Below are 25,430 nucleotides of genomic sequence, written 5' to 3'. Positions count from 1 at the left end.
GTCAAAGAGATTTCGGCAGGGGTGCCGCCAGAAAGCCGCTAGTCTCTGAAATTGCGGCAAAAATGCCGTAACTGGGTGCGTGTTCCAAGGCGGCGGCCATCGTGGTTCAGGCGACATCGCCCGAATCGTATCACCCGGACCCTACAGGCGGATGCACGAAATCAGCCGCCCATAGTCTGCTTCTTTGCGATGCGTCGTCCGGCGGAAGGAATAGAACCGGTCGGGGTCGCGGTAGGTGCAGTGGCGCGTCCATTCGGCATGGCCGACACCGGCCTCGCGCAGACGCCATAGCGCATAGGCCGGCAGATCGAACATGGCGCGGTCGCCCTCGCCTTGTGCGAAGAAGCGTGCGGCCTCGGGCGTGTCGTCGATAAAGCCGTAGACGAACTCTGGCCCGACCTCGTAGGCCGACTGCGAGATGGTGGGGCCGATGACCGCGGTGATGCGGTCACGTCTTGCGCCCAGCCCTTCCATCGCATCGAGCGTGGCCTCCAGTACGCCGTCTCGGGTGCCGCGCCATCCCGCATGGGCGGCGCCAATCACACCGGCGGTGGCGTCGGCAAAGAGCACGGGCTGGCAATCGGCCGTGAGAACCCCAAGGACAAGGCCGGGCGTGGCGGTCACCATGGCATCGGCCTGCGGCGCGGGTTGGGCGGGCATGCCGTCCAGAACCGCCACATCGGCGGAATGCACCTGATGCACGGTTGCCAGACGGTCGATCGTGGCGCCCATCGCCTCGGCCACGCGCGCGCGGTTGATGGCCACAACCTCGGCCAGGTCAGAGGACCCGGTCCCGCAATTCAGCCCGGCAAAGATCCCCGAGGACGCCCCCCCCTTCCGGGTGAAGAAACCATGGCGGATGCCGGCAAGAGCCGGGGCGGTGATGTATTCGATCTGCGCGGTCTGGGGCATGTCAACTCTGCGGAAAGCCGGGCGGAACAGGCGTGCCGGGGGCATGGATGGCAAGCGCCTTGAACAGCGTTCCCATTTCTGCCGGGTGGGTCAAGCGCCGCGTCGCGGCAAGGTGCGATTGAAGGGCTTGGCCGTCCAGGCGATTGCCGAGTGTCGCGGCGCGGGCATCGATGCCAAGTGCCGTCAGCAAGGCCCCTTGCGTGGTAAAGGCATGGGGGCAGGGGGCAGCCGCCTCTGCCAGCGTCTGGAAATCGACATGCGCGGTCAGATCGGCAAGGCCCGGCTCTGCCAGCGGATCGGCATAGGCGTGATTGCGCAGGGCCTGAAACGAATCGCCTGTCAGGTGCCTGTCACCGTAGTCGACGATCAAGGCGGCCCCGCCATGCCGTGCGATGCGGGCCGCGATCTCAGCCATGATCGGCGCCGCTGCGGGGCATACCTCCACGATATCGCCCGGCGCGGTATCGGTGAGGCGGTCGTCCAGAAGCGCGATCGGCGCTGGTGCCGCCAGCGCGATCGAAAGCCGCGCGCCATCAGTCGTGACCATCGTTTCGCGCCAGCCTGCCGGATCGCGGGTGAATTGCCGGATCGGCAGCGCATCAAAGAACTCGTTCGCCAAAAGAAAGAGCGGCAGGTCGGGCAACTCGGCGGCATGATCCACCCACGTGGCCGGTGTGGTGCCTAGGGCGGTGCGCTGGATCTCGCGCAGGCGGGGCGAGGCATCAATCATCACCACCCGCATGGCGTCGTGAAAGCCGGGCACCCGCGCCGTCGCGCGCAAGACATCGGCCATCAGCGTGCCGCGTCCGGGGCCCACTTCGGCCAGCGCAAAGGGCGATGGGCGGCCAAGGTCCAGCCAGTACTGCGCGAGGCAGAGGCCAAGCAACTCGCCGAACATCTGCGAGATCTCGGGCGCAGTGGTGAAATCGCCTGCGCGGCCAAAGGGCATGCGCGTGGTGTAATAGCCATGCGTCGGGTGCAGCAGGCACTCGGCCATGTAGTCGGCCAGCCGGATCGGCCCGGTTGCGGCGATCCGCCGGATCAGCAGATCCTCAAGCGGGGTCACGCCGCGCCCTCATGACAAACCAGACCCCCACAAGCACCATCGGCAGCGACAGAAGCTGCCCGGCCGTCAGTCCATAGCCGCCAAGGTGCAGATAGAGGCCCAGCGGGTTGTCGGCGGTCACGAACTGCGCGTCCGGCTGACGGAAGAACTCGACCAGAAAACGCGCAATCCCATAGCCGGCAAAGAAAGTGCCCGCGATCAGGCCGGGGCGACGGAAGGCGCTGTCGGCACGAAAGGCAAGCCACAGCAGCAATGCGCCAAGAAGCAGACCTTCCAGCCCGGCCTCGTAAAGCTGGCTCGGATGGCGCACGCAGGGTGTCAGGCCTTCGGCGCAGCTTTGCGCGGCCTCTCCCGGAAAGGCCACGCCCCAGGGCAGGGTGGTCGGCCGTCCCCAAAGCTCGGCATTGATGAAATTGGCGATGCGGCCCAGCAGAAGGCCCGGCGGTGTCGCCAGTGCCAGAAGGTCGGCCATCGGCAGAAGCGGGATCCCTTCCCGCTGGCAGAACCACAGTGCCGCGACCACGACGCCGAGGAAGCCGCCGTGGAAGGACATTCCCCCCTCCCACACGCGCAGGATCTCGGCCGGGTTCGCGAGATAGTAACCCGGCTGGTAGAAGAGGACGAAGCCAAGCCGTCCGCCGATGACAACGCCAAGGATGATCCATGTCAGCAGCCGGTCCAGCTGTTCTGCATCCAGCGGTGCGGCCGTGGTCCACAGGCGCGGCGTCCGGATTGCCCTGAGCACAAGGCGCCAGCCGATCAACAGACCCGCGATATAGGCCAGGGCATACCAGCGCAGGGCAAAGGTGATGCCGAAGATGTCGATCGCGAAGATCTCGGGGCGGATGTCGGGGAAAGGGATGTAACTCATGCGCGCTCCGGCTTTGGTCCGCGGGGCCGGTTCGGCCTTGGCGGGGGTGCCCAAGGCGCTTGTCGGGCGGGGTTGCGGCAATGTCAACCATGGCCATCCCCTTGCGCGCGCCGGTCTGCCCACGCATATACAGCTTGCAGCAAATGGAGACGCCCATGCAGACCCGCAGCAAGATTTTCGACGATCTGTCGCAGCTGATGACCAACGCGATGGGTGTGGCGCAAGGTGCCCGGACCGAGGCCGAGACGGCGATGAAAAGCATGATCGACCGCTGGATGGCCGACCGCGATTTCGTCACGCGTGAAGAGTTTGATGCCGTGCGCGCCATGGCGCAGAAGGCCCGCGAAGAGAACGAGGCGCTGGCCGCCCGCATCGCGGCGCTTGAGGCGGGCAAGAAATAAGACTGCACCACCCGGACGAAAGCCGCGCGGCGATCCGACCTTAGCCCGTATCGCGCGGGCGCGGCAGCGGTTAGAACCGGGTCATGGTTACGATCCTGAACCGCTGGCGCAACTGGTCCTTGTCCGCGCAATTTGCGCTGGCTGGCGGCATTGTCATGCTTTGCGCGATGCTGGTGGTCGGCCAATGGGTCGCCGCGCGCATCGAGGAATCGGTGGTGCGCAATTGGGCGAATACCACCGCACTTTACATGGAAAGCTTCATCTCTCCGCTTAGTCAGGATCTGGCTGCGGCGGACGAGCTTTCGCCGCTTGCCCACCGGGCGCTGGAAGAGGTGTTTCAGTCGACCACGCTGGGTGAGCGGGTGGTCTCTTACAAGATCTGGAAGCCTGGCGGGCTGATCGTGGAGGCCTCGGACAAGGCCTTGATCGGCGAGCGTTTCCCCGAATCGGCGGAATTGCGTGCGGCTTGGGGCGGCCGGGTCAGCGGCGAGATCGCCGACCCCGAGGATGACGAGAACCGCGCCGAGACCGAGCTGGGCATTCCCTTGCTCGAAATCTACAGCCCGATCCGCGAAGTCTGGTCGGGCCGGATCATCGGCGTGGTCGAATTTTACGAAAAGACCGATGCGCTGATTTCGGATCTGGCTGAAGCACGGCGCAAAAGCTGGGCAACCGTGGCGGCTGTCTTTGCGGCCATTGGCGTGATCCTCTGGGGGATCGTCGCGCGCGGAAGCCGCACCATCGAGACGCAGCGGGCTGAAATGCAGCGACAGGTCACAGCGCTTGCTGAACTATCGGATCACAACAATGCGCTGCGCCTTCGGGTGCAGGGTGCCGCCGCGCGCTCGGCGGCGCTGCATGATCAGGTGCTGCGCCAGTTGGGCGCTGATCTCCATGACGGCCCCGCCCAGCTTCTGGGCTACGCAGCCTTGCGCCTAGACGGCCTTGGCGTGCAGCCCGGCGCCGAAGAGCGACTCTCCGAGGTGGACCGGGCCGTGAAGGATGCGATCCGCGAGATCCGCTCCATCTCGCGCGGGGTGTCGCTGCCAGATATCGCGCAGCGCAGCGTCTGCCAGATCATCACCGGGCTGGCCGAGGCGCATCAGGCGCGCAGCGGCGCCCCGGTCGCGGTTTCATGCGATGATCGCGGCCTGCCTGCACTTGGCGTGGCGGAGAAGACCTGCATCTACCGCTTTGTCCAGGAAGGGCTGAACAACGCATGGCGCCATGCCGAGGCCCGCGGTCAGGAGGTGCGCCTGTCGGCCGAGGCTGACCGGTTGGTGCTGTGCGTGTGCGATGACGGACCTGGATTTGCCGGGTCTGCGCCCAATTCCGAGGGCTTGGGGCTGGTCGGTCTGCGCGACCGGGTCGAAGCGCTTGGCGGAACATTCGAGATTGAGAACCGGCCGCAAGGCGGCGCGCGCCTGCGTATGACGCTGTCGCCGGCTGGCGAGAGTTAAGGGACGGAAGGGACGCCATGGACCAGATCAGCATCGTGATTGCCGACGATCATCCGCTCTACCGTGAGGGGGTTGCCCGGACCCTGATGGAGGACAAGGCGCTGATCGTCGTGGGGCAGGCGCAGGATGCGGGCGGGGCGGTCGAGCTTGCCGCCCGGTTGAAGCCGGATCTGCTGCTTCTGGATATCTCGATGCCCGGCGGCGGGGGGCTTGCGGCGCTGCGCGAGGCGATCACGCTGCCGGATGCCCCCAAGATCGCCATGCTGACCGCATCGGAAGAGGATGATCAGGTGATGCAGGCGCTCAAGGCCGGGGCGCTTGGCTATGTGCTCAAAGGCGTCGGCGCGCGCGAGCTGGTAGGGATCGTCAAGGATCTGGCGCGTGGTCAGACCTATGTCTCGCCGGTGCTGGCCGGGCGCCTGCTGGCCAGCATGCGAAACGGCGGGGCCGCGCGTCCGGCAAACCCGCTTGCGGACCTTTCAAAGCGTGAGGAAGACATCCTGCGCCTTGTCGCGGAAGGTAAGAGCAACAAGGAAATCGGCCTGACGCTCGATCTGCAGGAAAAGACTGTGAAGCACTACATGACCTCCATCCTGCAGAAGCTTCATCTTCGGAACCGGGTAGAGGCTGCGGTGCTCGCCCGCGAGCACCTGCGTCGTTAGCGAAGATCAAGCAGGTCTTTAAGCCGGGCGATGTCCTTGCGCGTCACGCCGCGCCGCGTGACCGGATTGCCGCGCGGGTCGGTCAGCCGATAGGTGCTGCCCTTGAACTCTTCGCGCCACCCGGCACGATCCGTCACCGAGACGCCGCCGGGGGCGACCTCGATCAGCACATCGAGCCCCCGTTCCGAGATCTGGCGGAAGCGCGATTTGTCGGCGGTTGTGACCTTGCGGCGCTCGATCACACGTCCGCGTGCATCAAATTTCTCGATCACATTGCCGGTGATACGCTCTTCCCGGCCATCGCTGTAGATGCGACGCATGCCGCGGGGCAGGGCGGGAAGCGCGGTGGAATCGGATGATGCCCGCGCGCGGGCGCTGCGCGACTTTGTGCTGTCACCGCCCTCCGCTCCGGCGCCCGGTCGCCCCGAGCCGGAGCTGCCGCCTGAGCTGTCGTCACGGTCGTCGTCGTCATCATCGCCCGAGCCCGACCCGCCGCCTGATCCGCCACCTTTGCCGCTGTCATCATCGTCGTCATCCGACCCGCCGCCCGACCCGCCGCCCGAGCCACCGCCCGAGCCGCCGTCGTCGCCATCATCGTCCGACCCACCGTCATCGTCGTCGTCATCGCGACCGCCACCAGAGCCGCTGTTGTCGTCATCATCGTTATCGTCATCGTCCCGACCGCCGCCGGACCCGCTGTTGTCATCGTCGTCATCGTCGTCCGAGCCGCCGTCATCATCGCCGCCCCGATCCCCATCCTTTGCCCATGCAGCGCCCGCCAGACTGACGTCCGGCAGAACAACCTCAGCCGCAGCCCAGAAGGCCAGCAGCAGGGCAAGGTGAAGAAAGAGGCGACGTGACATGGTCTGATCCGTTACAGCAGATCTCTCAGCCGATTGACATCGGCCTGGGTTGCCGGGCGCTCTTCGACCGTGCGGCCGTTCGCGTCCTTGCGTTCATAGAAACCGCTTTCGATCTCTTCCTTGGTTCCGTCGGAATAGGTGACCTCGATGTTGCCGTCGGACTGTTCGGACTTCACGACGCGAACCGGCCCGGTGCCACCATTGCCACCACCAGCGCTGTCATCATCCGAGTCGTCGTTGCGATCATCGTCGTCATCACGGTCATCGTCGTCGTCGTCGTCGCTGCCACGGCCGCTGTTGTCATCGTCGTCGTCATCGTCGTCGCTGCCACGGCCGCTGTTGTCATCGTCATCATCATCGTCGCGATCGCCGCCATTGTCGTCATTGCTGTCGTCATCGTCGTCGTCGCTGTCATCATCGTCGCGATCGCCGCCATTGTCGTCATTGCTGTCGTCATCGTCGTCGTCGCTGTCATCATCGTCGCGATCGCCGCCATTGTCGTCATCGCTGTCGTCATCGTCGTCGTCGCTGTCATCATCGTCGCGATCGCCGCCGTTGTCGTCATCGCTGTCGTCGCCGCCGTCGCTGCCTTTGTTGTCACCGTCGTCCGACCCGCGGCGGGCCTCGGCCGCGCCATCGCTCAGCGAGAACTCACCGCTGACGGGATCAAACCGGACGGACCAGGGTTGCGTCGCAAGAAGCCCGGCGATCAGGGCCAGCAGCGGCAGACGGCGGGCGGGAATCAAGGAAAAGCTTGGTTTCATTGTCGTCTCTCCTGTCAGGTCCGGCCGAACCGGCGGGACATATCCCCTGTCTGCACGGGGATTGCGCGCGTGCCGACCCGTACCAGACCAATGAGCGGACCTGCCCGACCATTGCCCTCTCTTGATGCGACGAAAGGCCGGATAGGTCACCAGACCAAGGTCCGACAATTCGGCACATCCGTGGTATTCGATGGGGGCTTGCAGTTCCCGGCCCTGCGGTGGTAATCGGTCTGCGGTAGCGGCGGGTATGGTGTAGTGGTAGCGCCTCAGCCTTCCAAGCTGATGGGGCGGGTTCGATTCCCGCTACCCGCTCCAATCGACCAAACTTCGGTCGCGCTCTCCAATCACCTCAAAGCGTATGCGACCCGATCCGGTGGGCCTTGCGGAACACGCCGGGTGCATATGGGGCTTTTCTCGACCCGGCAGGAGCCCGCCGGTGAAGCAGGATGAAAACCTAGCCGGCGTGCCCGGGTTGTTCACTGTGGCAACGCGGGTCCCGTTCTGGCTAGGCACCTGTCAGATCGGGCTCGGCCTTCGACTTGCGGGCGATGAAGGCCACGAAGGCACGCACGCGTTCGGCAATCAGCCGGTTGTCAGGGTAGACCGCGTGCAGCGGGACGTGGCCGGGATTCCACTCTGGCAGAACCGGCACAAGGGCGCCCGAGCGCAGCGCGTCTCCGATCGCAAAGGCCGGAAGCTGGCAGATGCCCGCGCCTTCCAGGGCTGCGGTGCGAAGCGCCCAGCCTTCGTTCAGCTCCAGCCTGGGAAGTATTGGCACCTCGACGCGTTCGGTGCCTCGCGTCATCGTCCAGACTCTGCCTCGGCGCAGGTGCGCAAAGTGCAGCAGATCGTGCTTTGACAGATCCTCCGGCCGCTCAGGGTGCCCGCGACGGGCGAGGTAGTCGCCGCGCGCGCAGGTTAGAAGTGGCGATATCCCAAGTTTGCGGGTGATAAGGTTCTCCTCGATCTCGATCACGCCGCGGATTGCAAGATCGAACCGCCTTTCGATCAGGTTGTGGGCTGCGTTGGACAGGTCAAGTTCGATGCGCGTTCCCGGATGCAGTGCAAGAAATTCTGCAACCCAGGGTACGAGGAAGCGCTGGCCCATATCCGGTGGCGCCGTGATGCGCAGCCGGCCCTCTGGCGTGCTGTGTTCGGCCCGCGCCGCGCGCTCGGCGAGATCCACGCGCTCGGCGATGTCGCCAAGACGTTCGCGGTAGGCCTCGCCTGCCGGTGTCAGACGAACCAGCCGGGTGGATCGGTGGAAAAGGCGCAGGCCCAGACGTGCCTCCAGATCTGCCACCTGCGCGCTGATGGTCGAGCGCGTAAGGCCGATCGCCTCCGCCGCAGCGGTGAAGCTTGCATGCTCTGCCACGGCAAGGAACGCCGCAACACCATGAAGCGGATCAACGGTCTTCATTTGTCAAGTTATCCAGACAATGTTGCGCGGTGCAGCCACTTTATCGGCCAAGCATCGTTGATTTATACGGCTGTCACTTTAATTCACAATCCTGATGGAGTTACAGATGCAGACCTTTAGTCAAGCTGCCTTTTCCGCGCCCGGCGCCGGCACCCTCGCAACCGGCTTTGGCCCCCACATCATTCGGATCTCGGCTGAAGAGACCGGAGGGCGTCTTGGTGTATTCGAGGCTGAGGTGCCGGCCGGCGAGGGGCCGCCGCCCCATGTGCATGATCGTGAGGAGGAATTCTTCCGTGTGCTCGATGGTCACTTCGCCTTCTGGTGCAACGGGCAGCGCGTTGACCTTGGTGCAGGCGGTGTGATCGTTGTGCCACGTGGGGCGGTTCACCGCTTTCAGAATATCGGCGAATCTGCAGGCCGCCTGATGGTTGTGATGACCCCGGGCGGATTCGAGGGCTTCTTCTCTGCCGTCGAGGCAGAACAGCCGAGCTCACCCCAGGAGATCGATGCGCTTGCCGCACGCTTCAGCCTGCGTTTCGTTCCCGCCCTGTCGGCGCAGGCCGCCGCCTGAGCGGGGAATGCGGCAATGATGCCGAGAGGGCCGGGCACATCAGTTGTGCCCGGCGCGACGCTCGGATGACCCATGGATCCGGCTGGGCACACCGCATTGAAAAGCGGCGGGCCCGAGCAGTCCTGACGCCAATGGGCGGTTTGCCAAAGGCGGCAGCGTCAGGTAAAATTTTGGCCTCTGCATCCGTCTGATGACATGTCGGAGGTGCCCCCATGTATCGAACAATTCTTCTGGCTTACGACGGAACGCGCGAGGGGCGGCTTGCCCTGCGCGAAGGTGCCATGTTGGCAAAGCAGTTTCGTTCAGACGTCGTGTTGCTGGCCGTGGTGGAGGCGTCGCTCACTCCGGTCGCCGTTGATATTGGCGTGGCCTATGTTCCCTACGATCAAAGCGATGAGTATCAGCTGATCCTCGACGAAGGATCAGAGCGGCTGCAGAAACTGGGTCTGGCGCACAAAGTGAAACTACAGGTGGGAGACCCGGTCTCCTGCATCGTGAAAGCGGCAAAGGACGCCCATGCCGATCTTGTCGTGATCGGTCATCACAAAACGGGCTGGTTGTCGCGATGGCTGCACGAACCCGTGGTTGCTGCACTGATAGAGAGTCTCGAGTGCAGCGTGCTTTCGGGACGGATGGAGATCTCGGACGACGAACTGTTTGGCCCGATTGCCTGACGGAAACCGTGCGGGCGGCATCGATCGCTCTGATGCAACGTCCCCGGGGTTGAAAATGGCGACTTTCTGATGGGGCGGGTTTGCGTCGTGACCGGAGCATTCCGCTTCCGTCGGCCAGATCGGCGATTTGGTTAATGCCGCGGTGACCGGCGCCAGTCGGTCGGGGCTTGTCCGAACTTTGCGCGGAACAGGCGCGAAAACTGTGCCTGGTCGCAGAATCCGAACCGATAGGAGATCTCGGCCATCGACAGTGCGGGGGAAGAGGTGATCGCCTCGCGCGCGGCAATCAGGCGCTCATCCCGGATGAACTGCGACACTGTCTGGTTGGTGTCGCCGAACAGCTCATGCAGGTAGCGTTTCGAGATGCCGCAAGCGTCGGCCACAAACTCAGGCGAAAGGGCCGGGCTCGACAGATGCTTGCGGATGATCTGCTCGGCCCGCCTCAGATGCCCTGCACGAACAGATGTGCGGACCTGTTGGTCATCGGCAGCCGTTTCATCCAGCGCAAGGGCCAGCACCTCGACCATCTGCCGACCCAGAACCTCGGCCGCGCGGCCCTCGCTCAGCGGCAGTGAGTGCAATTGCTTCATCATCGTAGTGAAGAGCGCGGGCAACCCCGTGCGCGCATCAATGATCTTGGCGCAAAAACGATCAGGATCGCGCACCTTTTCCGACAGGGATTTCTTGCTGATCTTCAGGACGCTCAGCTCATTTGCGGTGTCATAGGCGAACCGATAGGGCTCGTCCCCACGTTCAAGGATGAAGCCACCCGGGTCGCAACGCACCTCGCGGCCGATCTGCCTGAACTCCACCGGGCTCAGGCGCGGGACGGTGATGAGATACTCTTCCTCGCGCGTGTGCGAGATATGGGTGGGCCTGCGCTCATATTGCAGTGGCATGGTTGCCAGTCGCGACAGCGAGACGCTGCCCATCTGCCGACGCTCAAGCGTTCCGGTAAAGCTTGCAGGGTCACGAAAGGTCAGGTGCAGCGGAAAATAGGTCTCAGTGATCACCCGCCCCCAATGCGCGGACCGCTGGCCGGGCACGATCTGGTCGGTGCTGTGTGCCGTGACGTCCATGCGCCCTCTCCCCAAAGCGCTGATTGAGAATCGGTAGGCCCGAAACCCGCCCCGATCAAGCAATATCCGCGTGGCGCGCAGCCAGAATGCACGCGCAGACAAGGCTTTGTGCGCCCTGCGCCAAACCGGGAAGGACCCTTGCACGGAAAGACAAATCATCGCGCTTTGCGGTTCAAGCGTCACCACCCGATTTCCGTCACTCTGCTGGAATGACGAGAGGCTGGAAAACGGCCCGGGCGATCAGGGAGAGTTGAACAAGCGTGCCCCGCATCGCCCGCGGCCCGTTTTCCCATCGGGGGAGGACCGAGGGATGACGAAACGAAATGTGGACCCGATCACGCTGTCGGTGGTGCGGGGCGTGCTGGAGACCACGCAGCGCGAGATGACACTAACGCTTGAGCAGACCGCACGGTCGTCGGTGTTCAATCTTGCGCATGACTATTCGACCGCGCTTTTCAACCACACGCCTGAGATGATCCTGCAGGGGCAGGACATCCCGATCCACCTAGGCAGCTTGATTCCGGCCATGAAGTCGGTCGCTCGGTTCTTCGAGGGGGATATTCATGAGGGCGACCTGATCCTGCACAACGATCCGGCCTATGGCGGCAGTCATATCATCGACACCTGCATGTATTACCCGGTGTTCTATGAAGGCGAGCTGGTTTTCTGGACGGTCTGCAAAGGACATCTGACTGATATCGGCGGCCCGGTTCCCGCTGGCTACAACCCCAATGCCACAGAGATCTTTGCCGAGGGGCTCCGCATCCCGCCGGTCAAGCTGTGGGACCGTGGGAGGCCACGCAAGGATGTGATGAACCTGCTTCTGACCAACATGCGCGCCCGTCGCGATCAGGAAGGTGACTTCAACGCCCTGATCGGTGCCTGCCAGGTTGGCGCGCGCAATCTGGTCAACCTGATGAAGAAATACGGCAAGGACGTGGTTCAGGACTGCATCGCAGAGCTTCTCGACATGGCCGAGATGCATATGCGCAAGCTGATCTTCGAGGTGCCGGACGGCACCTATACCGGCACCGCTATCCTCGAGGATGCGGGCCACGGTTTTGGCGATTTCGAGATCACCGCCACAGTGACGATCAAGGGCGACGGCTGTCATATCGAGATCTCTTCGCCGCCGCAGATTCCCTATTTCATCAACAGCTATGAGGGAAACAGCCATTCCGGCGTCTATCTGGGCCTGATGATGTTCGCGCAGCTGCCCCCTCCCTATAACGAGGGACTCTATCGCTGCGTGTCGACCGACATGGGACCCAAGGGCACGCTCTGCAATGCGAAATCGCCTGCGCCGCACATGAACTGCACCACCACGCCGATGGAGACGCTGACAGACGCAGTGCGGCTGGCGTTTGAACAGGCCGCCCCTCACAAGGTCTCGGCCAGTTGGGGCCACGCAAACGGCTGCAACATCGCCGGTTGGGACAAGCGGCACGATGAGGAGTATGTGACGATGGTCCTGGCCTCGATCATCTCGGGGGCAGGGGCTACGGCGCAGGCCGATGGTTGGCACGCCGTGGGTCCGGAATGCTGCTTTGGCGCGCTGACTTCGGGCGATATCGAGATGCTGGAACACAGCTACCCGATCATCATCCATCGCTATTCGTTGATGGAGGACAGCGGTGGTGCCGGGCGCAACCGTGGCGGTTCGGGCACCTGCTGGGAGGTCGAGCCGCTGGATACCCCGATGACGCTGATCACCTTTGGCGAGGGGCGCCGCATCCCGGCAATGGGTGCGGCCGGGGCGAAATCGACCATGGTGCAGAGCAAGGTCGGGCGCCTGGAGGTGACTCGGGGAGGCGAGACGCAGATCATCACCGATAACGTGATCGAGACGATCCATCCCGGTGAACGCGCGGCGAACAAGAACCCCGGCGGTGGCGGCTATGGCAACCCGTTCGAGCGTGACGTCCAGAAGGTGGTTGAGGACGTGCGCAACGGCCTGGTCAGCCTTGAAGGCGCTCGCCTCGACTATGGCGTCATCATCACGGACCGCGATAGCCTGACCGTGGATCACGACGCGACCGCGCGGCTGCGCGCGGCCTGATCCAACGATTTCCTGACACATCCGGCGCGACGCGTGCGGGGACAATGGTCCCCGCCCGGCCCCGGCTACCCGAAAGGACCCATCCCATGCAGAACCAGTATCGTCTCGGCATCGACGCGGGCGGCACCTTCACCGACTTCATTCTGGCGGATCGCAAGGGCGGCGTGCGCATCTTCAAGGCGCTGTCCACCCCCAACGATCCGACAGCCGCAATTCGCAACGGTCTGCGCCTTATTGAAGAGGAAACCGGCCTGTCACCGCAAGAGATCGTCTCGAACGCTGATCTCTGCATCAACGGTACGACCGTCGGGTTGAACGCGTTGATCACCCACAACGGCGCAAAAACCGGCCTGATCGCGACACGCGGGCATGAAGACAGCATCGAGATCCGCCTGGGCCACAAGGAAGATGGCTATCGCTATGATCCGGAATACCCACCAGCGACCATGCTTGTGCCGCGCTATCTGCGCCGTGGCGTTGCGGAACGGGTGCTGTCGACCGGCAAGGTGTACACGCCCCTGAACGAGGACGACGTGCGCGATGCCTGCCGGCACTTCCTGCGCGAGGGCGTGGAATCCGTCGCGATCAGCTTTGTCTGGTCGGTGCTTCATCCCGAGCACGAGGCCCGCGCAGCCGAAATCGTGCGCGAAATGATGCCCGATGTTCGCCTGACCGTGGGCAGCCAGCTTTATCCGCAGGTGCGGGAATACACGCGCACCTCGACCGCGATCGTGAACGCCTATCTCGCCCCGATCCTGCAACGGTATGTCGAGGCTGTGGATGCCTATTTCCAGTCGCTCGGCGCCCGCCATCCGGTTCGCTACTTCCAGTCGAACGGCGGTCTCGCCCTTGGGCGGGTGGTCAGCGACCAGTCGGTCTATGCAATCAACTCGGGCCCCGCTTCGGCCCCGCAGGCCGCGCTCTGGCTGGGTGAGCCCTGGGGAATGAAGGACATCATCACCGTCGATATGGGCGGCACCTCGTTCGACATCACGCTGACGCGCGATGGCCGGGCGAATGTGTCAAAGAACATCGACTTCCTGCGCTACCGCATCGGCATTCCGATGATCCAGGTTGAAACGCTGGGGGCGGGCGGCGGTTCGATCGGCTGGATCGACAGCATGGGCCTGATGCAGATGGGCCCGCAATCGGCCGGGTCAGAGCCAGGTCCCGCCTGCTACGATCAGGGTGGTGACAAGCCCACAACCACCGATGCGAACCTCGTTCTGGGCTATCTCAATCCCGATGGGCTTGTCGGCGGCCGTCTGCCGCTGAACGTGGATTTGGCACGCCGCGCGATCCAGACACATCTGGCCGACCCGCTCGGCATCAGTGTCGAGAAGGCGGCCCACGGGATGTTCACCATCGTGAACAACAACATGGTGAACGCGATCCGCCGCGTTTCGGTCGAGCGTGGCTATGATCCTCGCGACTTTGTGCTGAACTGTGCAGGTGGCGCGACGGCGGCGCATATCACGGCGCTGGCGCGCGAGATGGGCATCCGCAAGGTGCTGATCTCCAAACTCGCCTCGGGGCTTTGCGCCTTTGGGCAGATCCTGTCGGACGTGAAATACAACTACATGGCCCCCGTCGCAGCGCGTCTTGAAGGGGCAGAGGCCGCGGCGCGTCTGAACGGGCTGTTCAATCAGCTTGAGGCCCGTGGCCGCGCCGATCTTCTGTCAGACGGTTTCACCGAGGATCGCGTCTCGGTCCGTCGCAGTCTCGACATGCGTTATGTCGGGCAGGTGCATGAATGCACCGTGGATATCGATCCTTTCGAGGTGACCGAATCCGCGCTCGAGCGTCTGAAGGCTGCGTTCCACGCCCGCCATGAAGAGCTTTACACCTATGCCGAGCCGCATAGCGCGGTCGAGGTGGTGAATGTCGAGAGTGCCATCGCCGGTGCGGTGGACAAGCCTGCGCGCATGATGATGCCCGTTGGTCGCGGCGCCCATTCCGCGCTGAAGGGGACGCGTAGGATGATCTTCAACGCAGACGGCATCCCGCATGAAACACCTGTCTATGACGGCGCACTCCTGGGGGCAGGGGACCGGGTTTCGGGACCGGCCGTCATCCAAGAGGTCACGACCACGATCGTCATCGAACCCGGCTGGCTGGCCGAACTGGATGCCTCGGGCGTTTATGTCCTGACCATGGCCACCGAAGATGCGCTTGCCCAGCATCGCGCCCGCGCAGTCGAGGTGGCCTGACATGGTGCTGGCGCTGGAACAGGTGGGGGTCGCCTTCGGCGGCTTCCGGGCGCTGACCGATGTCACGCTTTCGGTTGCGCCCGGACAGGTGGTGGGATTGATCGGCCCCAATGGGGCGGGCAAGACGACCTGCGTCAATGTCCTGACCGGGTTTCAGCGGCCAACCCACGGCAAGGTCATCCTGCAGGGGCGCGAGGTCTCGGGTCTGGCGGCGCATGAGATGCGGCGGGCCGGCGTTGCGCGCACGTTTCAGGCGGGCCGGCTTTTCGGCGGGCTCGATGTGCTCGACAACCTTGCCTGTACCGGCGTTGGCCTTGGCCTGCGCCGCAGTGTGGCCGAGCATGAGGCAAGCGCGCTGCTCAACTGGATGGGGATGGCTGCCCTGGAAAGCCGCGCGGCGGCGGGGCTGCCCTATACTGATGAGCGCCGTGTCGCGATTGCCCGCGCCCTGATGGGCAAGCCGCGATTCCTGCTGCTGGACGAGCCGGCGGCGGGCATGTCCGAGGCCGAGGCCGCCGACCTTGCCGCGCTGATCGGCCGTATTGCTGCCGAGCTTGGCGTCGGTTGCCTGCTGATCGAACACAATGTCGGGCTGGTCCTTTCGGTCTGCACCCAGGTCGTCGTCCTCGACGGCGGCCGGATCATCGAAAAGGGTGACCGCGAGGCAATCCTTGGCTCGCGGGCCGTACGCGAGGCCTACCTCGGCACCTATGCGGAGGCGGCGTGATGTCCAAGCTCGGTGTCTTTGACCTCGCCGTGCGCTACGGCAAACTGACGGCAATCTCTGACCTGAGCCTTTCGGTGGCCGAGGGGGAGAGGGTCTTTATCTCTGGCCCCAACGGGGCGGGGAAGTCGTCGCTTCTGTCGGCCATTGCGGGGGCGGTTCGCGCTGCCCATGGCCGGATCGAGATGGACGGTGAGATCCTGTCGGGGTTGGGCGTCGAAGGGATCGCCCGGAGGGGCCTGTCGATGGTGCCCGAGGGGCGGCGCATCTTCGCAGGGCTGACCGTGCAGGAGAACCTGATGGTGGGCGCCGGAATGCGCCGTGACCGCTCGGCCATCGGCGATGATCTGGAAACCGTGTTTGCCGCCTTTCCGATCCTGCGGGAACGCGCACGTTCCAGTGCCGGGGCGCTTTCGGGGGGGCAGCAACAAATGCTCGCCATCGGGCGGGCGATCATGACCAACCCCAAGGTCATGCTGGTCGATGAACCCTCGCTCGGCCTTGCGCCCAAGGTTGTGGACGAGGTCTATGACCGGTTGTGCCAGCTGCAAGAGCTGCGTGGCCTCACGCTGGTGATCGTCGAGCAATCCTCGGCCCGCGCGGCACGGGTGGGTGGGCGCATGCTGCTGATGCGTGCGGGCCGCATCGTCGGTGATGGGGACGCCGCCGATTTCGCTGCACGTGACCTGCTGACAGAGGCCTATTTCGGAGGTGCGGCATGAGCCTGCAATTGCTGTTTGATGCGCTGGCTCTGGGCGGGATCTACGCCATTGCCGCGCTTGGGATCGCTCTCATATTCGGGGTGATGCGGCTTGTGAACTTTGCCCACGGCCAGTTCATTGCCTGCGCGGTCTTTGCCCTGATCGTACCCTCGACTGACGCGCTGGCGGTGCTGGGGCTGGGTCGTCTGCCCGCACCCGTGCTGATCCCGCTGATCCTTGCGCTTGGTGCGGGGCTTGCTGTCGCGGCCGAGGCGTTGGTCTTTCGTCTGATGCGGAATGCCTCTCCGGTCGCGCTGATGGTTGGCAGTTTCGCCCTTGGGGTGGCGCTTCAGAACCTGCTGTTGGTGGTCTACGGCGGGCGCCCGAAGGCGGTCAGCCTCTGGGCTGAACTGAGTCATCCGGTGCAGATCGCAAGTGCCGAGGTGCCGCTTTTGCAGCTGATCGTCATTGTCACGGTGGCGATGATCCTGGCCGCGCTTGCGATCATGCTGCGTCACACACGGCTGGGGCTCGAGATGCGAGCAGCGGCCGAGGATTTCACCATGGCCCGCATGTTGGGTGTCCGCGCGAACCGCGTGATCTCCGGCGCCTTTGCGCTGTCTGGCGCGATGGCGGCTGTCGTCGCGCTGGTTCTGGTGGCGCAGACTGGCGTGGCTGATGTCCGCATGGGCGGGCAAATCATGCTGGTGGCCTTCATCGCAACGGTCGTGGGCGGCATGGGCAGCCTGTCGGGTGCGGTCGCGGCGGGTCTGGCCATCGGTGCCGCGTCGGCCTTCCTGCAGGCGGGACTGCCTGCCGATGCGCGGCCCTTCCGCGATGCCTTCCTCTACGGAGGAGTCATCCTTGTCCTCCTCATCCGGCCGCAAGGCCTTTTCGCCCCGGTCGGGGCCAAGCCGAGGGTCTGAACATGCCCAGCCAACACCAGCTCCGCCGTCGCAGTGCTGCGACCACCCCGCTTCTTCTTGGGCTACTGCTTCTGACCTTCGTACTTGTCGCACTTGGCCTTGGTGACAGGGCCATTGCCCGCATGGCCGCTGAAACGCTGATAAGGGTGACGATGGTCGTAGGCTTCTGGATATTTGTCGGAAACTCGGGCGTCGTAAGCTTTGGGCATGCCGCCTTCGGCTGTATCGGGGCCTATGTCTCGGCCTGGCTCACGCTCAATCCGGCGATGAAGGCAGCCCTTCTGCCGGGACTGCCTGAGGGATTGGCGGCTGCCGACTGGCCCGTGCTGCCCGCCGCGATTGCGGGGGGGCTGGCGGCAGCGGTCATCGCGCTGTTGACCGGGGCTGCGATCCTGCGGCTTTCGGGGATCGCGGCCTCGATCGCGACATTCGCCTTTCTCGCGATGGTGAATACCATCTGGGCCAACTGGACGCCGGTCACGGGGGGGACCTCGTCGGTGGTGGGGCTGGATCGCTATATCACGCCTTGGGTTGCACTTGGCTGGGCATTTGCGGCGATCCTTGTCGCTGCGCTCCATGCGCATTCGGCCTCGGGGCTTGCGCTCAGGGCCACGCGTGAGGATGAGGTGGCCGCCGCCGCATCTGGGATCGACCGCTATCGGCACCGCTTGCTTGCCTATACGCTCTCAGGCTTTTTCTGCGGGATCGGTGGTGCGCTGATGGGGCATTTCATCGGCGTCATCAATCCCGATGGCTTTTACCTTGGCCTCACCTTCCTGATGCTTGCGATGCTCGTCATCGGCGGCGTCGGGTCGCTTTCCGGCGCAGTGGTCGGTGTGCTTGCGCTGTCGATTGCCGTCGAGGGGCTGGTACGGCTTGAAAAGGGCATCGCGGTCGGGGCCACGACCTTCGCGCTGCCCCCCGGCAGCCAAGAGATCATTCTGGCTGTCGCCATGATCCTGATCCTGATCTTCCGCCCCGCGGGCCTGATGGCCGGGCGCGAGGTGATGCTGCCTGCCCGCTGGGTCGCGAGGCGGGGCACCTGAAAACCTGACGACCCGAACAACAGGAGAGAGAGCCGATGAAACGACTTGCATGCCACGTGCTGGCATTGATGACGCTTGCCGCACCAACCCTTGCCGCCGAGGATCTGACCGTAGGTTTCGCGATCGCGAAATCCGGCTGGATGGAGGCCTATGACACACCTGCCGCCACCGCCGCCATGATCCGCATCGAAGAGATCAACGCCGCTGGCGGCCTGCTTGGCCGGCAGATCAAGGTGGTCGAGGCCGATACCCGCACCGACCGCGCCGAAAGCGCCAAGGCCGGGCTCGATGTGCTGGATCATGGGGCCGAGATGATGGTCGTCTCGTGCGACTACGACTTTGGCGCGCCTGCGGCGTTGGTGGCCGAGGGCGAGGGGATTAACAGCTTTTTCCTGTGCGCCGAGGATGTGAAGGCGGGTATTCAGGGTGTAGGCCCGAACAGTTTCTCATCCTCGGTCCTGGCCTCGGTTCAGGGAGCGACCATGGCTGAATGGGCCCACGCCCGACGCAATGCACGGACAGCCTACGTGCTGGAAGACACGTTCATCGAGTACAACAAGGGGATCTGCACCGGGTTCAACTGGATGTTCCCGCAACTGGACGGCGCCGGTATCGTCGGCAGTGACACCTTCAAGAACGACGATGCCTCGATTGCAAGCCAGATCACGCGCATCAAGGCGCTGCCGGAACAGCCCGATGTCATCATGCTCTGCTCGGTCATGCCGGGTGCTGCTGCCGCCGTGCGCCAGTTGCGCGCTGCCGGGATCACCTCGCTGATCCTGAACGGCTCGGCCGTCGATGGGTCGTATTGGCTGGAGGCGACGCCCGACCTGTCGGGTTTCGTCGTGCCGGTTCAGGGCTCGATCTATGGCGATGATCCACGCGCCGAGGTGGAGATGTTCAACAAGGCCTATGAGGCAAAGACCGGTGGCCGCCCCGCCAGCCAGTATGCCTATCCGGGCTATGTGCTGATTGACCTGTGGGCCAAGGCGGTCGAACGCGCCGGCACGGTTGATGGCGCTGCAGTGACGGCAGAGCTGGAAAAGATGCAGGATGAGCCGACGGCCTTTGGTCCACGCAGCTTTTCGTCCGAACTGCACCACCAGAACACCGCGCTCATGCAGATCATCGAGATTACTGGCGGCAAGCCGGCCCGCGTGGACGAATGGCGCATCTCGGAGCCGGTTCCACTTGATGTGCTGATGGGGAGATAAGGCGATCTGGGCGCGGGGCTCTGGTCCCGCGCCACATCACAGATAGGGCGGTGTGCAGGCAGAGACGACGATGGCCTCGCGATCGCCGATGTTGCGGAAGCGATGAGGCTGGGTCGATTCAAAGAGATAGCTGTCCCCGGCCTTGAGCAGTGCGACCTGATCGCCCACCGTCACCTCCACCTCGCCCGCGATCACGACCCCCCCCTCATGCGAGACATGCTCCAGCATCTGCGCCCCGGTGTCTGCGCCGGGTTCATAGCGTTCGTAGAGGATCTGCAGATTATGCGCGCGGGCATCGCCAACCTGCTGCAGCGTGATCTTGCCGCGCGGGTCATCCAGGGTCGAATAAAGCCGGGTCGTCAGGTCACGCAGATCCTGCGGCTTGAAGAAAACCGACTGGCTGATGGGCGCGTCAGGTTCGAAAAACTCTGACATCGTGACATTGAGTCCGCCTAGAATTTTGCGCAACGATGCCACGGATGGGCTGGATCTATTGGTCTCGATCATCGAAATCTGGCCATGCGGAACGCCTGATGCCTCGGCCAGCTGTCGCTGTGACAGCCCCGCGGTCTGACGCATATAGCGCAATCTCTCGCCTACGTTGAACTCTTGCATGTCAAAGCCCTATCGTTTCTAGGACCTTACGGTCTGGTCGGGCGGCGCACAATCTCTTGTCTGGCGGTGCGTATAATTCACAAATGCATTGCTCAAAATATTGAGCAATGTTAGGTGTGATTCTGCCCGCAACCCAGGAGCCTGCAATGACCGAAGCCGTCCAGTTGTCTGCCCGCAAATCCGCCGCCGTCGCCCGGGGAGTCTCGACGCGCGGCATCTTTGCGGTCCGCGCCGAGAACGCCGAACTGTGGGATGCAGATGGGCGGCGCTTCATCGATTTTGCGGCGGGTATTGCCGTGAACAATACGGGCCACCGTCATCCGCGCGTGATGGCAGCCGTGGCCGAGCAGGCGCAGGCCTTTACCCATACCTGCTTTCACGTCGCCCCCTATGAGGGCTACATCGCCCTTGCCGAGCGGTTGAATGCCGCCACGCCGGGTGATTTCGAGAAGAAGACCATGCTCGTCACTACAGGGGCCGAGGCGGTGGAGAACGCGATTAAGATGGCGCGCGCCTTTACCGGGCGGTCCGGTGTGATTGCCTTTGCGGGCGGGTTCCATGGCCGGACACTGCTGGGCATGGCGCTGACCGGCAAGGTGGCGCCCTACAAGAAGGGCTTCGGCGCCATGCCGCCCGAGATCATGCATGCGCCGTTCCCGAATGCCTTCCATGGCGTGACCGAAGCCGATGCGCTTGGCCAGCTTGAGCGCCTTTTTGCCTCATCCGTTGATCCCGACCGCGTTGCCGCGATCATCATCGAGCCGGTGCAGGGCGAAGGTGGGTTCAACATCGCACCCGCTGGCTTCCTGCGTGCCCTGCGTGACATCTGTGACCGTCACGGGATTGTTCTGATCGCGGATGAGGTGCAGTCGGGCATGGCGCGGACCGGGCGGATGTTCGGCTTCGATCATTCCGGCGTGGCTCCCGATCTTGTCACGATGGCGAAGGGGCTTGCCGGGGGGTTCCCGTTGTCGGCCGTGACGGGCCGAGCCGAGATCGTCGACGCGCCCAATCCCGGGGGCGTCGGGGGCACCTATGCCGGCAATCCGCTGGCCGTGGCCGCCTCGCATGCCGTTCTGGACGTGATCCGAGATGAGGATCTCTGCGCCCGCGCGGCCGAGATCGGCGACAGGATCCGCGCCCGACTGAACCAGATCGCCGCCCGGCAGGGTATGGAATGCATTGGCGAGGTGCGCGGGTTGGGGGCGATGAATGCGATCGAACTTGTGGCCGACCGCGAGACCAACGCCCCTGACGCATCCCTCACCGCCGCCATCGTGGCCGAGGCGGAGGCGCGCGGGCTGATCCTTCTGTCCTGCGGTACCCGTTACAACGTGATCCGCCTGTTGCCGCCCCTGACCATCCCGATGGCGCAACTGGATGAGGCTTTGTCGATCATCGAGGCCTCGATCGAGGCGGCGGTCATGAAGAAAGCTGCCTGAGGTACACCGACGACCGACTTCGCCTTCCCCCCTGCCTGTACCGGGCAGGGGCCAATCCCTTCCGGCCGAGAGAGTGCCTGACATGCAAGATGCGCATTTGAACCTGATCGACGGGATGTGGCTACCGGGCGATCATCTGATCCAGAACCGCAACCCATCAGACCAGTCGGACCTGATCGGCCACTACGCCGCAGGAACCGCAAGCGACGTTGATCGCGCGGCGCAGGCGGCCTCCGCCGCCCTGCCTGACTGGCAAGCCAAGGGGCCACTTGCGCGGGCCGAGCTTCTGGACCGCATCGCCCGTCGCATCGACGAGGAGGCTGCGGTGATCGGCCGTATGCTTGCCCGAGAAGAGGGCAAGATCCTGCCCGAAGCGATTGCCGAGGTGCGGCGCGCAGCGCAGGTCTTTCGCTTCTTCGCGGGTGAAGCGCTGCGCCTGCCGGGTGAGGCGATCGCCTCGGTCCGGCCGGGCGTGGACGTCGAGGTCATGCGGGAGGCCGTGGGGGTCGTGGGCCTGATCACACCATGGAACTTCCCTGCCGCAATTCCCGCATGGAAGATTGCCCCGGCGCTGGCCTATGGAAATGCCGTCGTTCTGAAGCCGGCAGAGCTTGTTCCCGGCACGGCGCATCTGCTGGCCCGCATCATCCACGAGGAAGGCTGCCCGCCCGGCATTTTCAATCTGGTCATGGGGCCGGGGTCGGTTGTCGGTCAGGCCATGGTCGAACATCCCTTGATTGTGGCGATTTCCTTTACCGGATCTGTGCCGACGGGCCGCGCTATCGCACGCGCCGCGGCCCTTGGCATGAAGCGCGTCCAGCTGGAGATGGGGGGCAAAAACCCCATGGTCGTAATGGATGACGCCGATCTCGATACGGCGGTGGCAGCCTGCCTGAACGGCGCGTTTTTCTCGACCGGCCAGCGCTGTACCGCCTCATCGCGGCTGATCGTGCAATCTGGCATCCACGATGCCTTTGTCGAGCGTTTGACGAAGGAAATGCTCGCGCTGCGCGTCGGCCCCGCCCTGGCCGAAGACAGCCAGATCGGCCCCGTCGTCTCGGTCGCACAGTTGCAGGTCAATCTCGACTATGTCGCATTGGCACGCACCGAGGGATGCGAGGTCATCGGAGGCGAACGCCTGAATGGGCCGACGGATGGGTTCTTCCAGCGCCCGGCACTGTTTCTGAACGCAAGCAACCGCATGCGTATCTCGCGCGAGGAGATCTTCGGCCCCTGTGCAGCGGTGATCCGTGTCGGTGACTTCGACGAGGCGCTGGAGGTTGCCAATGACAGCGAGTTCGGCCTTTCAGCCGGGATCTGCACAAACTCGCTCACCTATGCCCGCGCTTTCCGGCATCGGGTCAGGGCCGGCATGGTCATGGTTAACCTGCCAACAGCCGGGGTCGATTTCCATGTGCCCTTTGGTGGCACGAAAGGCAGCTCTTTTGGCCCGCGGGAACAGGGCCGGCATGCGGTGGAGTTCTACACCACCGTCAAGACAGCATACTGCTTTGCGGGGTAGGCCATGGGAATGGCGCTGATCCTGACAATCAATCCCGGCACCACAACCACGCGACTTGGACTTTTCCGACCCGAGGGGGACCGGGTATCCCAAGTGCTCGAACGCACTCTCGAACATGACGAAGCGACGATGGCGCGTTTTGACAGCATCGCCGCGCAGTTACCCTTTAGGGCAAGCGCAGTGCAGGACTTTCTCGACAGGGTTCCAGGGGGTGTGCGACTGGCGGCGGTGGCAGGTCGCGGGGGCATGCTGTCTCCAGTTCCAGCGGGCGTGATCGCGGTGGACGACGCCCTTGTGGATTTCGCGCTGCACCGTCCAGCGCACCACCATGCCTCGAACCTCGGCGCGCCGCTTGCAAACCGGATCGCCTTGGCTGCGGGCTGCCCGGCCTATGTGGTGGACCCGGTTTCGGTTGATGAACTGCCAGCCGTTGCCCGCCTGTCTGGATACCCCGATATTCCGCGCTTTTCCTTTGTCCACGCGCTCAACATCCGCGCCTGCGGGCGGCGCCTCGCGGCAGATCTTGGAAAGCCCTTTGAAGAGCTTGACGCGGTCGTGGCACATCTGGGGGCCGGCATCTCGGTCGCAGCGATCCGCAAGGGCCGGATCGTGGATAGTACCAACCGGATGGAGAACTCGCCATTTTCACCTGAAAGGGCGGGCGGTCTGCCACCCATGCCGCTGATCGACCTGTGCTATTCGGGCCAGTACAGCAAAGCAGAGCTGAAGCGCCGACTTTACGGGCAGGGCGGCGTTTACGCCTATCTCGGCACCAAGGACATGCGTCGTGTCGAGGAGATGATCGCCAAAGGGGACGCGCGAGCGGAACTGGTCTGGCAGGCAATGGTCTACCAGATCATCAAGGCGATTGGCAGCATGGCCGCTGTTCTGGGCTTCCGTCCGGACGGCATTGTCCTGACCGGTGGCATGGTCCAGTCAACACGATTGCGCCCTGCCGTGATTGGGCAGATCGGCGGGCTGGCACCCGTGACCTGCTATCCCGGCAGCCACGAAAGCGAGGCGCTGGCGCAAGGAGTGGCGCGTGTCCTCTCAGGGGCCGAGGTCGCCCGCAGCTGGCCCGTCGCGCCCGAGGTGGAAGGTCTGCCATGGTGATCCGCAGCTTCACGGAACTGGAATCCGCGCTGCCAGAGGCCCCGCCGCTGCGCCCGGCGGTTGCAGGGGGCGTGGATGCGGCGACCTTGTCCGCGCTGGTCGAGGCAATGACACAAGGCCGTGTCGCGGATGCCGTGGTGACCGGTGATGCCACAGCAATCCGTGCAATGCTGCCTGTGGGGCTGGTGTCGCGTTTCCAGATCCTGTCGTCCGACGGCCCGGCCGAGGCCGCAGGTCTTGCCGTGGCCGCCGTTCGCGCGGGCGACGCGAACCTGCTGGTCAAGGGGGGCGTCGACAGTGCGGCCTATCTGCGCGCGGTGGTCGCCCGCGAGACGGGTCTGCGCGCCTCAGAGGTTTTGTCGAATGTCACCCTTGCCGAGATGCCATCAGTTCCGCGATTGATTGGCGCCACAGACAACGGCATCCTCCCCTTGCCGACGCTTGCGCAGAAACGGGCGATCATCGCCAATGCGGTGCCGCTGTTCCGTGGGCTTGGTATCACCCCGCTGCGCGTTGCGGCCATCGCTGCCTCGGAGAAGATACATCCCGGCCAGCCCGCGACAACCGATGCTGCGGCATTGCGCGACGAAGCGGCACAGGGCGCCCTTGGTGCGGTGCTGGCCGATGGTCCCTTCGGCTATGATGTGGCGCTTTCGCGTGCGGCCGCAGTTAAGAAGGGCTTTCATGCCTCTGCGGTGGCAGGGCTTGCGGATCTGATCCTGTTTCCATCGATCGAGGCCGGCAATGCCACGGTCAAGGCCTGGAAGCTGCACGGCCAAGCGCGAACGGCCAGCATCGTTCTGGGGGCGCAGGTGCCGGTCCTGCTCAACTCGCGCGCGGACGGGGCCGAACAGCGCCGCCTCGGACTTCTTCTCGCCGCTGCCATGCTGGCGGTGCAGGGCAACCAATCGACCCCGTCCACCAATTCCGATGGCGGGCAGGCAGTGCATTCCTGCCAAGATGAACGGAGCATCCCATGAAACTGCTTGTACCGGTCAAACGCGTGATTGACTACAACGTGAAGGTCCGTGTGAAGGCGGATGGCACGGGAGTTGATCTTGCGAACGTGAAGATGTCGATGAACCCGTTTGACGAGATCGCGGTTGAAGAGGCGA

24 protein-coding genes, 1 tRNA gene and 1 pseudogene are annotated in these 25,430 nt (G+C 64.1%); 18 read left to right on the top strand and 8 right to left on the bottom strand.

What is annotated here, in order from left to right; genetic code table 11:
• Nucleotides 1-141 precede the first annotated feature (141 nt).
• The 3 genes from pgeF to lgt are packed head-to-tail and all read right to left on the bottom strand — an operon-like array spanning nt 142 to nt 2,849.
• Nucleotides 142-912 carry a peptidoglycan editing factor PgeF gene (gene pgeF, locus FQU74_RS14575; protein ID WP_146287216.1) on the bottom strand — a complete coding sequence of 257 codons (771 nt, stop codon included), beginning with the start codon at nt 910-912 and terminating at the stop codon, nt 142-144.
• 1 nt (nt 913) lies between these two features.
• The gene (locus FQU74_RS14570; protein WP_146287215.1) at nt 914-1,978 is read right to left on the bottom strand and encodes a class I SAM-dependent methyltransferase; all 1,065 of its coding nucleotides are present in this window, start codon (nt 1,976-1,978) and stop codon (nt 914-916) included.
• A complete protein-coding gene (lgt, locus tag FQU74_RS14565; protein WP_146287214.1) occupies nt 1,965-2,849 on the bottom strand; it encodes a prolipoprotein diacylglyceryl transferase in 885 nt (294 codons plus the stop codon). Before lgt ends, FQU74_RS14570 begins: the two co-directional genes overlap by 14 nt.
• Before the next feature lie 155 nt (nt 2,850-3,004).
• On the opposite strand from lgt, the gene FQU74_RS14560 reads away from it, so the two are divergent.
• The 3 genes from FQU74_RS14560 (at nt 3,005) to FQU74_RS14550 (ending at nt 5,372) form a co-directional block, all read left to right on the top strand.
• Nucleotides 3,005-3,250, top strand: coding sequence for an accessory factor UbiK family protein (locus tag FQU74_RS14560; protein WP_146287213.1), 246 nt, complete (start codon nt 3,005-3,007; stop codon nt 3,248-3,250).
• Nucleotides 3,251-3,333: 83 nt separating this feature from the next.
• Nucleotides 3,334-4,710, top strand: a complete 1,377-nt coding sequence (locus tag FQU74_RS14555) for a sensor histidine kinase (protein WP_146287212.1) — start codon at nt 3,334-3,336, stop codon at nt 4,708-4,710.
• A gap of 17 nt (nt 4,711-4,727) precedes the next feature.
• A complete protein-coding gene (locus tag FQU74_RS14550) occupies nt 4,728-5,372 on the top strand; it encodes a response regulator (RefSeq protein WP_146287211.1) in 645 nt (214 codons plus the stop codon).
• Here the strand turns inward: FQU74_RS14550 and FQU74_RS14545 are convergent.
• Nucleotides 5,369-6,235, bottom strand: coding sequence for a hypothetical protein (locus tag FQU74_RS14545; RefSeq protein ID WP_146287210.1), 867 nt, complete (start codon nt 6,233-6,235; stop codon nt 5,369-5,371). The genes FQU74_RS14550 and FQU74_RS14545 overlap by 4 nt on opposite strands.
• 11 nt (nt 6,236-6,246) lie before the next feature.
• Complete coding sequence (locus tag FQU74_RS14540; RefSeq protein ID WP_146287209.1) at nt 6,247-6,999, bottom strand: hypothetical protein; 753 nt, start codon at nt 6,997-6,999, stop codon at nt 6,247-6,249.
• Nucleotides 7,000-7,240: 241 nt separating this feature from the next.
• Here FQU74_RS14540 and FQU74_RS14535 point away from each other — a divergent pair.
• Nucleotides 7,241-7,314, top strand: a tRNA-Gly gene (locus FQU74_RS14535).
• 190 nt (nt 7,315-7,504) lie between these two features.
• Here FQU74_RS14535 and FQU74_RS14530 read toward each other — a convergent pair.
• Nucleotides 7,505-8,419, bottom strand: coding sequence for a LysR family transcriptional regulator (locus FQU74_RS14530; protein ID WP_146287208.1), 915 nt, complete (start codon nt 8,417-8,419; stop codon nt 7,505-7,507).
• A 106-nt stretch (nt 8,420-8,525) separates the two neighbouring features.
• Between FQU74_RS14530 and FQU74_RS14525 the strand changes: the two genes are divergently transcribed.
• Together FQU74_RS14525 and FQU74_RS14520 are read left to right on the top strand one after the other, a co-directional pair.
• Nucleotides 8,526-8,990, top strand: a complete 465-nt coding sequence (locus FQU74_RS14525; protein WP_146287207.1) for a cupin domain-containing protein — start codon at nt 8,526-8,528, stop codon at nt 8,988-8,990.
• Between the two features lie 212 nt (nt 8,991-9,202).
• Nucleotides 9,203-9,664, top strand: a complete 462-nt coding sequence (locus FQU74_RS14520; RefSeq protein ID WP_146287206.1) for a universal stress protein — start codon at nt 9,203-9,205, stop codon at nt 9,662-9,664.
• 131 nt (nt 9,665-9,795) lie between these two features.
• Here the strand turns inward: FQU74_RS14520 and FQU74_RS14515 are convergent, their stop codons facing one another.
• Complete coding sequence (locus FQU74_RS14515; protein ID WP_146287205.1) at nt 9,796-10,743, bottom strand: AraC-like ligand-binding domain-containing protein; 948 nt, start codon at nt 10,741-10,743, stop codon at nt 9,796-9,798.
• A gap of 310 nt (nt 10,744-11,053) precedes the next feature.
• On the opposite strand from FQU74_RS14515, the gene capB reads away from it, so the two are divergent.
• The 7 genes from capB to FQU74_RS14480 all read left to right on the top strand — a co-directional run bounded on the left by capB (nt 11,054) and on the right by FQU74_RS14480 (nt 19,623).
• Nucleotides 11,054-12,802 (top strand): caprolactamase subunit beta, encoded by a 1,749-nt coding sequence (gene capB, locus FQU74_RS14510; protein ID WP_146287204.1) that lies wholly within the window; start codon nt 11,054-11,056, stop codon nt 12,800-12,802.
• A gap of 86 nt (nt 12,803-12,888) precedes the next feature.
• Nucleotides 12,889-15,012 (top strand): caprolactamase subunit alpha, encoded by a 2,124-nt coding sequence (gene capA, locus FQU74_RS14505; RefSeq protein WP_146287203.1) that lies wholly within the window; start codon nt 12,889-12,891, stop codon nt 15,010-15,012.
• Complete coding sequence (locus FQU74_RS14500; RefSeq protein WP_229704420.1) at nt 14,969-15,739, top strand: ABC transporter ATP-binding protein; 771 nt, start codon at nt 14,969-14,971, stop codon at nt 15,737-15,739. Before capA ends, FQU74_RS14500 begins: the two co-directional genes overlap by 44 nt.
• Nucleotides 15,739-16,458, top strand: coding sequence for an ABC transporter ATP-binding protein (locus FQU74_RS14495; RefSeq protein ID WP_146287202.1), 720 nt, complete (start codon nt 15,739-15,741; stop codon nt 16,456-16,458). The genes FQU74_RS14500 and FQU74_RS14495 overlap by 1 nt, the downstream gene beginning before the upstream one ends.
• A complete protein-coding gene (locus tag FQU74_RS14490; protein WP_146287201.1) occupies nt 16,455-17,363 on the top strand; it encodes a branched-chain amino acid ABC transporter permease in 909 nt (302 codons plus the stop codon). Before FQU74_RS14495 ends, FQU74_RS14490 begins: the two co-directional genes overlap by 4 nt.
• 2 nt (nt 17,364-17,365) lie before the next feature.
• On the top strand, nt 17,366-18,409 hold the full coding sequence (locus FQU74_RS14485) for a branched-chain amino acid ABC transporter permease (RefSeq protein WP_146287200.1): 1,044 nt from the start codon (nt 17,366-17,368) through the stop codon (nt 18,407-18,409).
• A 35-nt stretch (nt 18,410-18,444) separates the two neighbouring features.
• Complete coding sequence (locus FQU74_RS14480) at nt 18,445-19,623, top strand: ABC transporter substrate-binding protein (protein ID WP_146287199.1); 1,179 nt, start codon at nt 18,445-18,447, stop codon at nt 19,621-19,623.
• Nucleotides 19,624-19,659: 36 nt separating this feature from the next.
• On the opposite strand, the gene FQU74_RS14475 is transcribed toward FQU74_RS14480, so the two are convergent.
• Nucleotides 19,660-20,238, bottom strand: coding sequence for a cupin domain-containing protein (locus tag FQU74_RS14475; protein WP_146287198.1), 579 nt, complete (start codon nt 20,236-20,238; stop codon nt 19,660-19,662).
• Between the two features lie 146 nt (nt 20,239-20,384).
• Here FQU74_RS14475 and gabT point away from each other — a divergent pair, with 146 nt between their 5' ends.
• From gabT to FQU74_RS14450, 5 genes and pseudogenes are all read left to right on the top strand, one after another.
• Nucleotides 20,385-21,680: a 4-aminobutyrate--2-oxoglutarate transaminase gene (gene gabT / locus FQU74_RS14470; RefSeq protein WP_146287197.1), complete on the top strand. Its 1,296-nt coding sequence runs from the start codon at nt 20,385-20,387 to the stop codon at nt 21,678-21,680.
• A gap of 82 nt (nt 21,681-21,762) precedes the next feature.
• Nucleotides 21,763-23,202: an aldehyde dehydrogenase family protein gene (locus tag FQU74_RS14465; RefSeq protein ID WP_146287196.1), complete on the top strand. Its 1,440-nt coding sequence runs from the start codon at nt 21,763-21,765 to the stop codon at nt 23,200-23,202.
• A 9-nt stretch (nt 23,203-23,211) separates the two neighbouring features.
• Complete coding sequence (gene buk / locus FQU74_RS14460) at nt 23,212-24,315, top strand: butyrate kinase (RefSeq protein ID WP_229704421.1); 1,104 nt, start codon at nt 23,212-23,214, stop codon at nt 24,313-24,315.
• Nucleotides 24,309-25,295: a phosphate acyltransferase gene (locus FQU74_RS14455; protein ID WP_146287194.1), complete on the top strand. Its 987-nt coding sequence runs from the start codon at nt 24,309-24,311 to the stop codon at nt 25,293-25,295. Before buk ends, FQU74_RS14455 begins: the two co-directional genes overlap by 7 nt.
• Nucleotides 25,292-25,430 (top strand): annotated as a pseudogene (locus FQU74_RS14450) (electron transfer flavoprotein subunit beta/FixA family protein); the annotation flags it as partial. The gene FQU74_RS14455 and the pseudogene FQU74_RS14450, both read left to right, overlap by 4 nt.

Source organism: Gemmobacter aquaticus (genome assembly GCF_007859075.1).
GTDB lineage: Bacteria > Pseudomonadota > Alphaproteobacteria > Rhodobacterales > Rhodobacteraceae > Gemmobacter > Gemmobacter aquaticus.
Note: the sequence above shows the minus strand (reverse complement) of the source record. Positions and strands in the feature narration are given on the sequence as shown.

Coding starts and splice junctions, on each gene's coding strand:
- pgeF (WP_146287216.1), bottom strand. CDS start 912: ATGCCCCAGACCGCGCAGATCGAATACATCACCGCCCCGGCTCTTGCC.
- FQU74_RS14520 (WP_146287206.1), top strand. CDS start 9,203: ATGTATCGAACAATTCTTCTGGCTTACGACGGAACGCGCGAGGGGCGG.
- FQU74_RS14530 (WP_146287208.1), bottom strand. CDS start 8,419: ATGAAGACCGTTGATCCGCTTCATGGTGTTGCGGCGTTCCTTGCCGTG.
- FQU74_RS14475 (WP_146287198.1), bottom strand. CDS start 20,238: ATGCAAGAGTTCAACGTAGGCGAGAGATTGCGCTATATGCGTCAGACC.
- FQU74_RS14495 (WP_146287202.1), top strand. CDS start 15,739: ATGTCCAAGCTCGGTGTCTTTGACCTCGCCGTGCGCTACGGCAAACTG.
- FQU74_RS14485 (WP_146287200.1), top strand. CDS start 17,366: ATGCCCAGCCAACACCAGCTCCGCCGTCGCAGTGCTGCGACCACCCCG.
- FQU74_RS14465 (WP_146287196.1), top strand. CDS start 21,763: ATGCAAGATGCGCATTTGAACCTGATCGACGGGATGTGGCTACCGGGC.
- capB (WP_146287204.1), top strand. CDS start 11,054: ATGACGAAACGAAATGTGGACCCGATCACGCTGTCGGTGGTGCGGGGC.
- FQU74_RS14490 (WP_146287201.1), top strand. CDS start 16,455: ATGAGCCTGCAATTGCTGTTTGATGCGCTGGCTCTGGGCGGGATCTAC.
- FQU74_RS14550 (WP_146287211.1), top strand. CDS start 4,728: ATGGACCAGATCAGCATCGTGATTGCCGACGATCATCCGCTCTACCGT.
- FQU74_RS14560 (WP_146287213.1), top strand. CDS start 3,005: ATGCAGACCCGCAGCAAGATTTTCGACGATCTGTCGCAGCTGATGACC.
- buk (WP_229704421.1), top strand. CDS start 23,212: ATGGCGCTGATCCTGACAATCAATCCCGGCACCACAACCACGCGACTT.
- FQU74_RS14455 (WP_146287194.1), top strand. CDS start 24,309: ATGGTGATCCGCAGCTTCACGGAACTGGAATCCGCGCTGCCAGAGGCC.
- FQU74_RS14500 (WP_229704420.1), top strand. CDS start 14,969: ATGCGCTTGCCCAGCATCGCGCCCGCGCAGTCGAGGTGGCCTGACATG.
- FQU74_RS14555 (WP_146287212.1), top strand. CDS start 3,334: ATGGTTACGATCCTGAACCGCTGGCGCAACTGGTCCTTGTCCGCGCAA.
- FQU74_RS14545 (WP_146287210.1), bottom strand. CDS start 6,235: ATGTCACGTCGCCTCTTTCTTCACCTTGCCCTGCTGCTGGCCTTCTGG.
- capA (WP_146287203.1), top strand. CDS start 12,889: ATGCAGAACCAGTATCGTCTCGGCATCGACGCGGGCGGCACCTTCACC.
- FQU74_RS14515 (WP_146287205.1), bottom strand. CDS start 10,743: ATGGACGTCACGGCACACAGCACCGACCAGATCGTGCCCGGCCAGCGG.
- FQU74_RS14480 (WP_146287199.1), top strand. CDS start 18,445: ATGAAACGACTTGCATGCCACGTGCTGGCATTGATGACGCTTGCCGCA.
- gabT (WP_146287197.1), top strand. CDS start 20,385: ATGACCGAAGCCGTCCAGTTGTCTGCCCGCAAATCCGCCGCCGTCGCC.
- FQU74_RS14525 (WP_146287207.1), top strand. CDS start 8,526: ATGCAGACCTTTAGTCAAGCTGCCTTTTCCGCGCCCGGCGCCGGCACC.
- FQU74_RS14540 (WP_146287209.1), bottom strand. CDS start 6,999: ATGAAACCAAGCTTTTCCTTGATTCCCGCCCGCCGTCTGCCGCTGCTG.
- lgt (WP_146287214.1), bottom strand. CDS start 2,849: ATGAGTTACATCCCTTTCCCCGACATCCGCCCCGAGATCTTCGCGATC.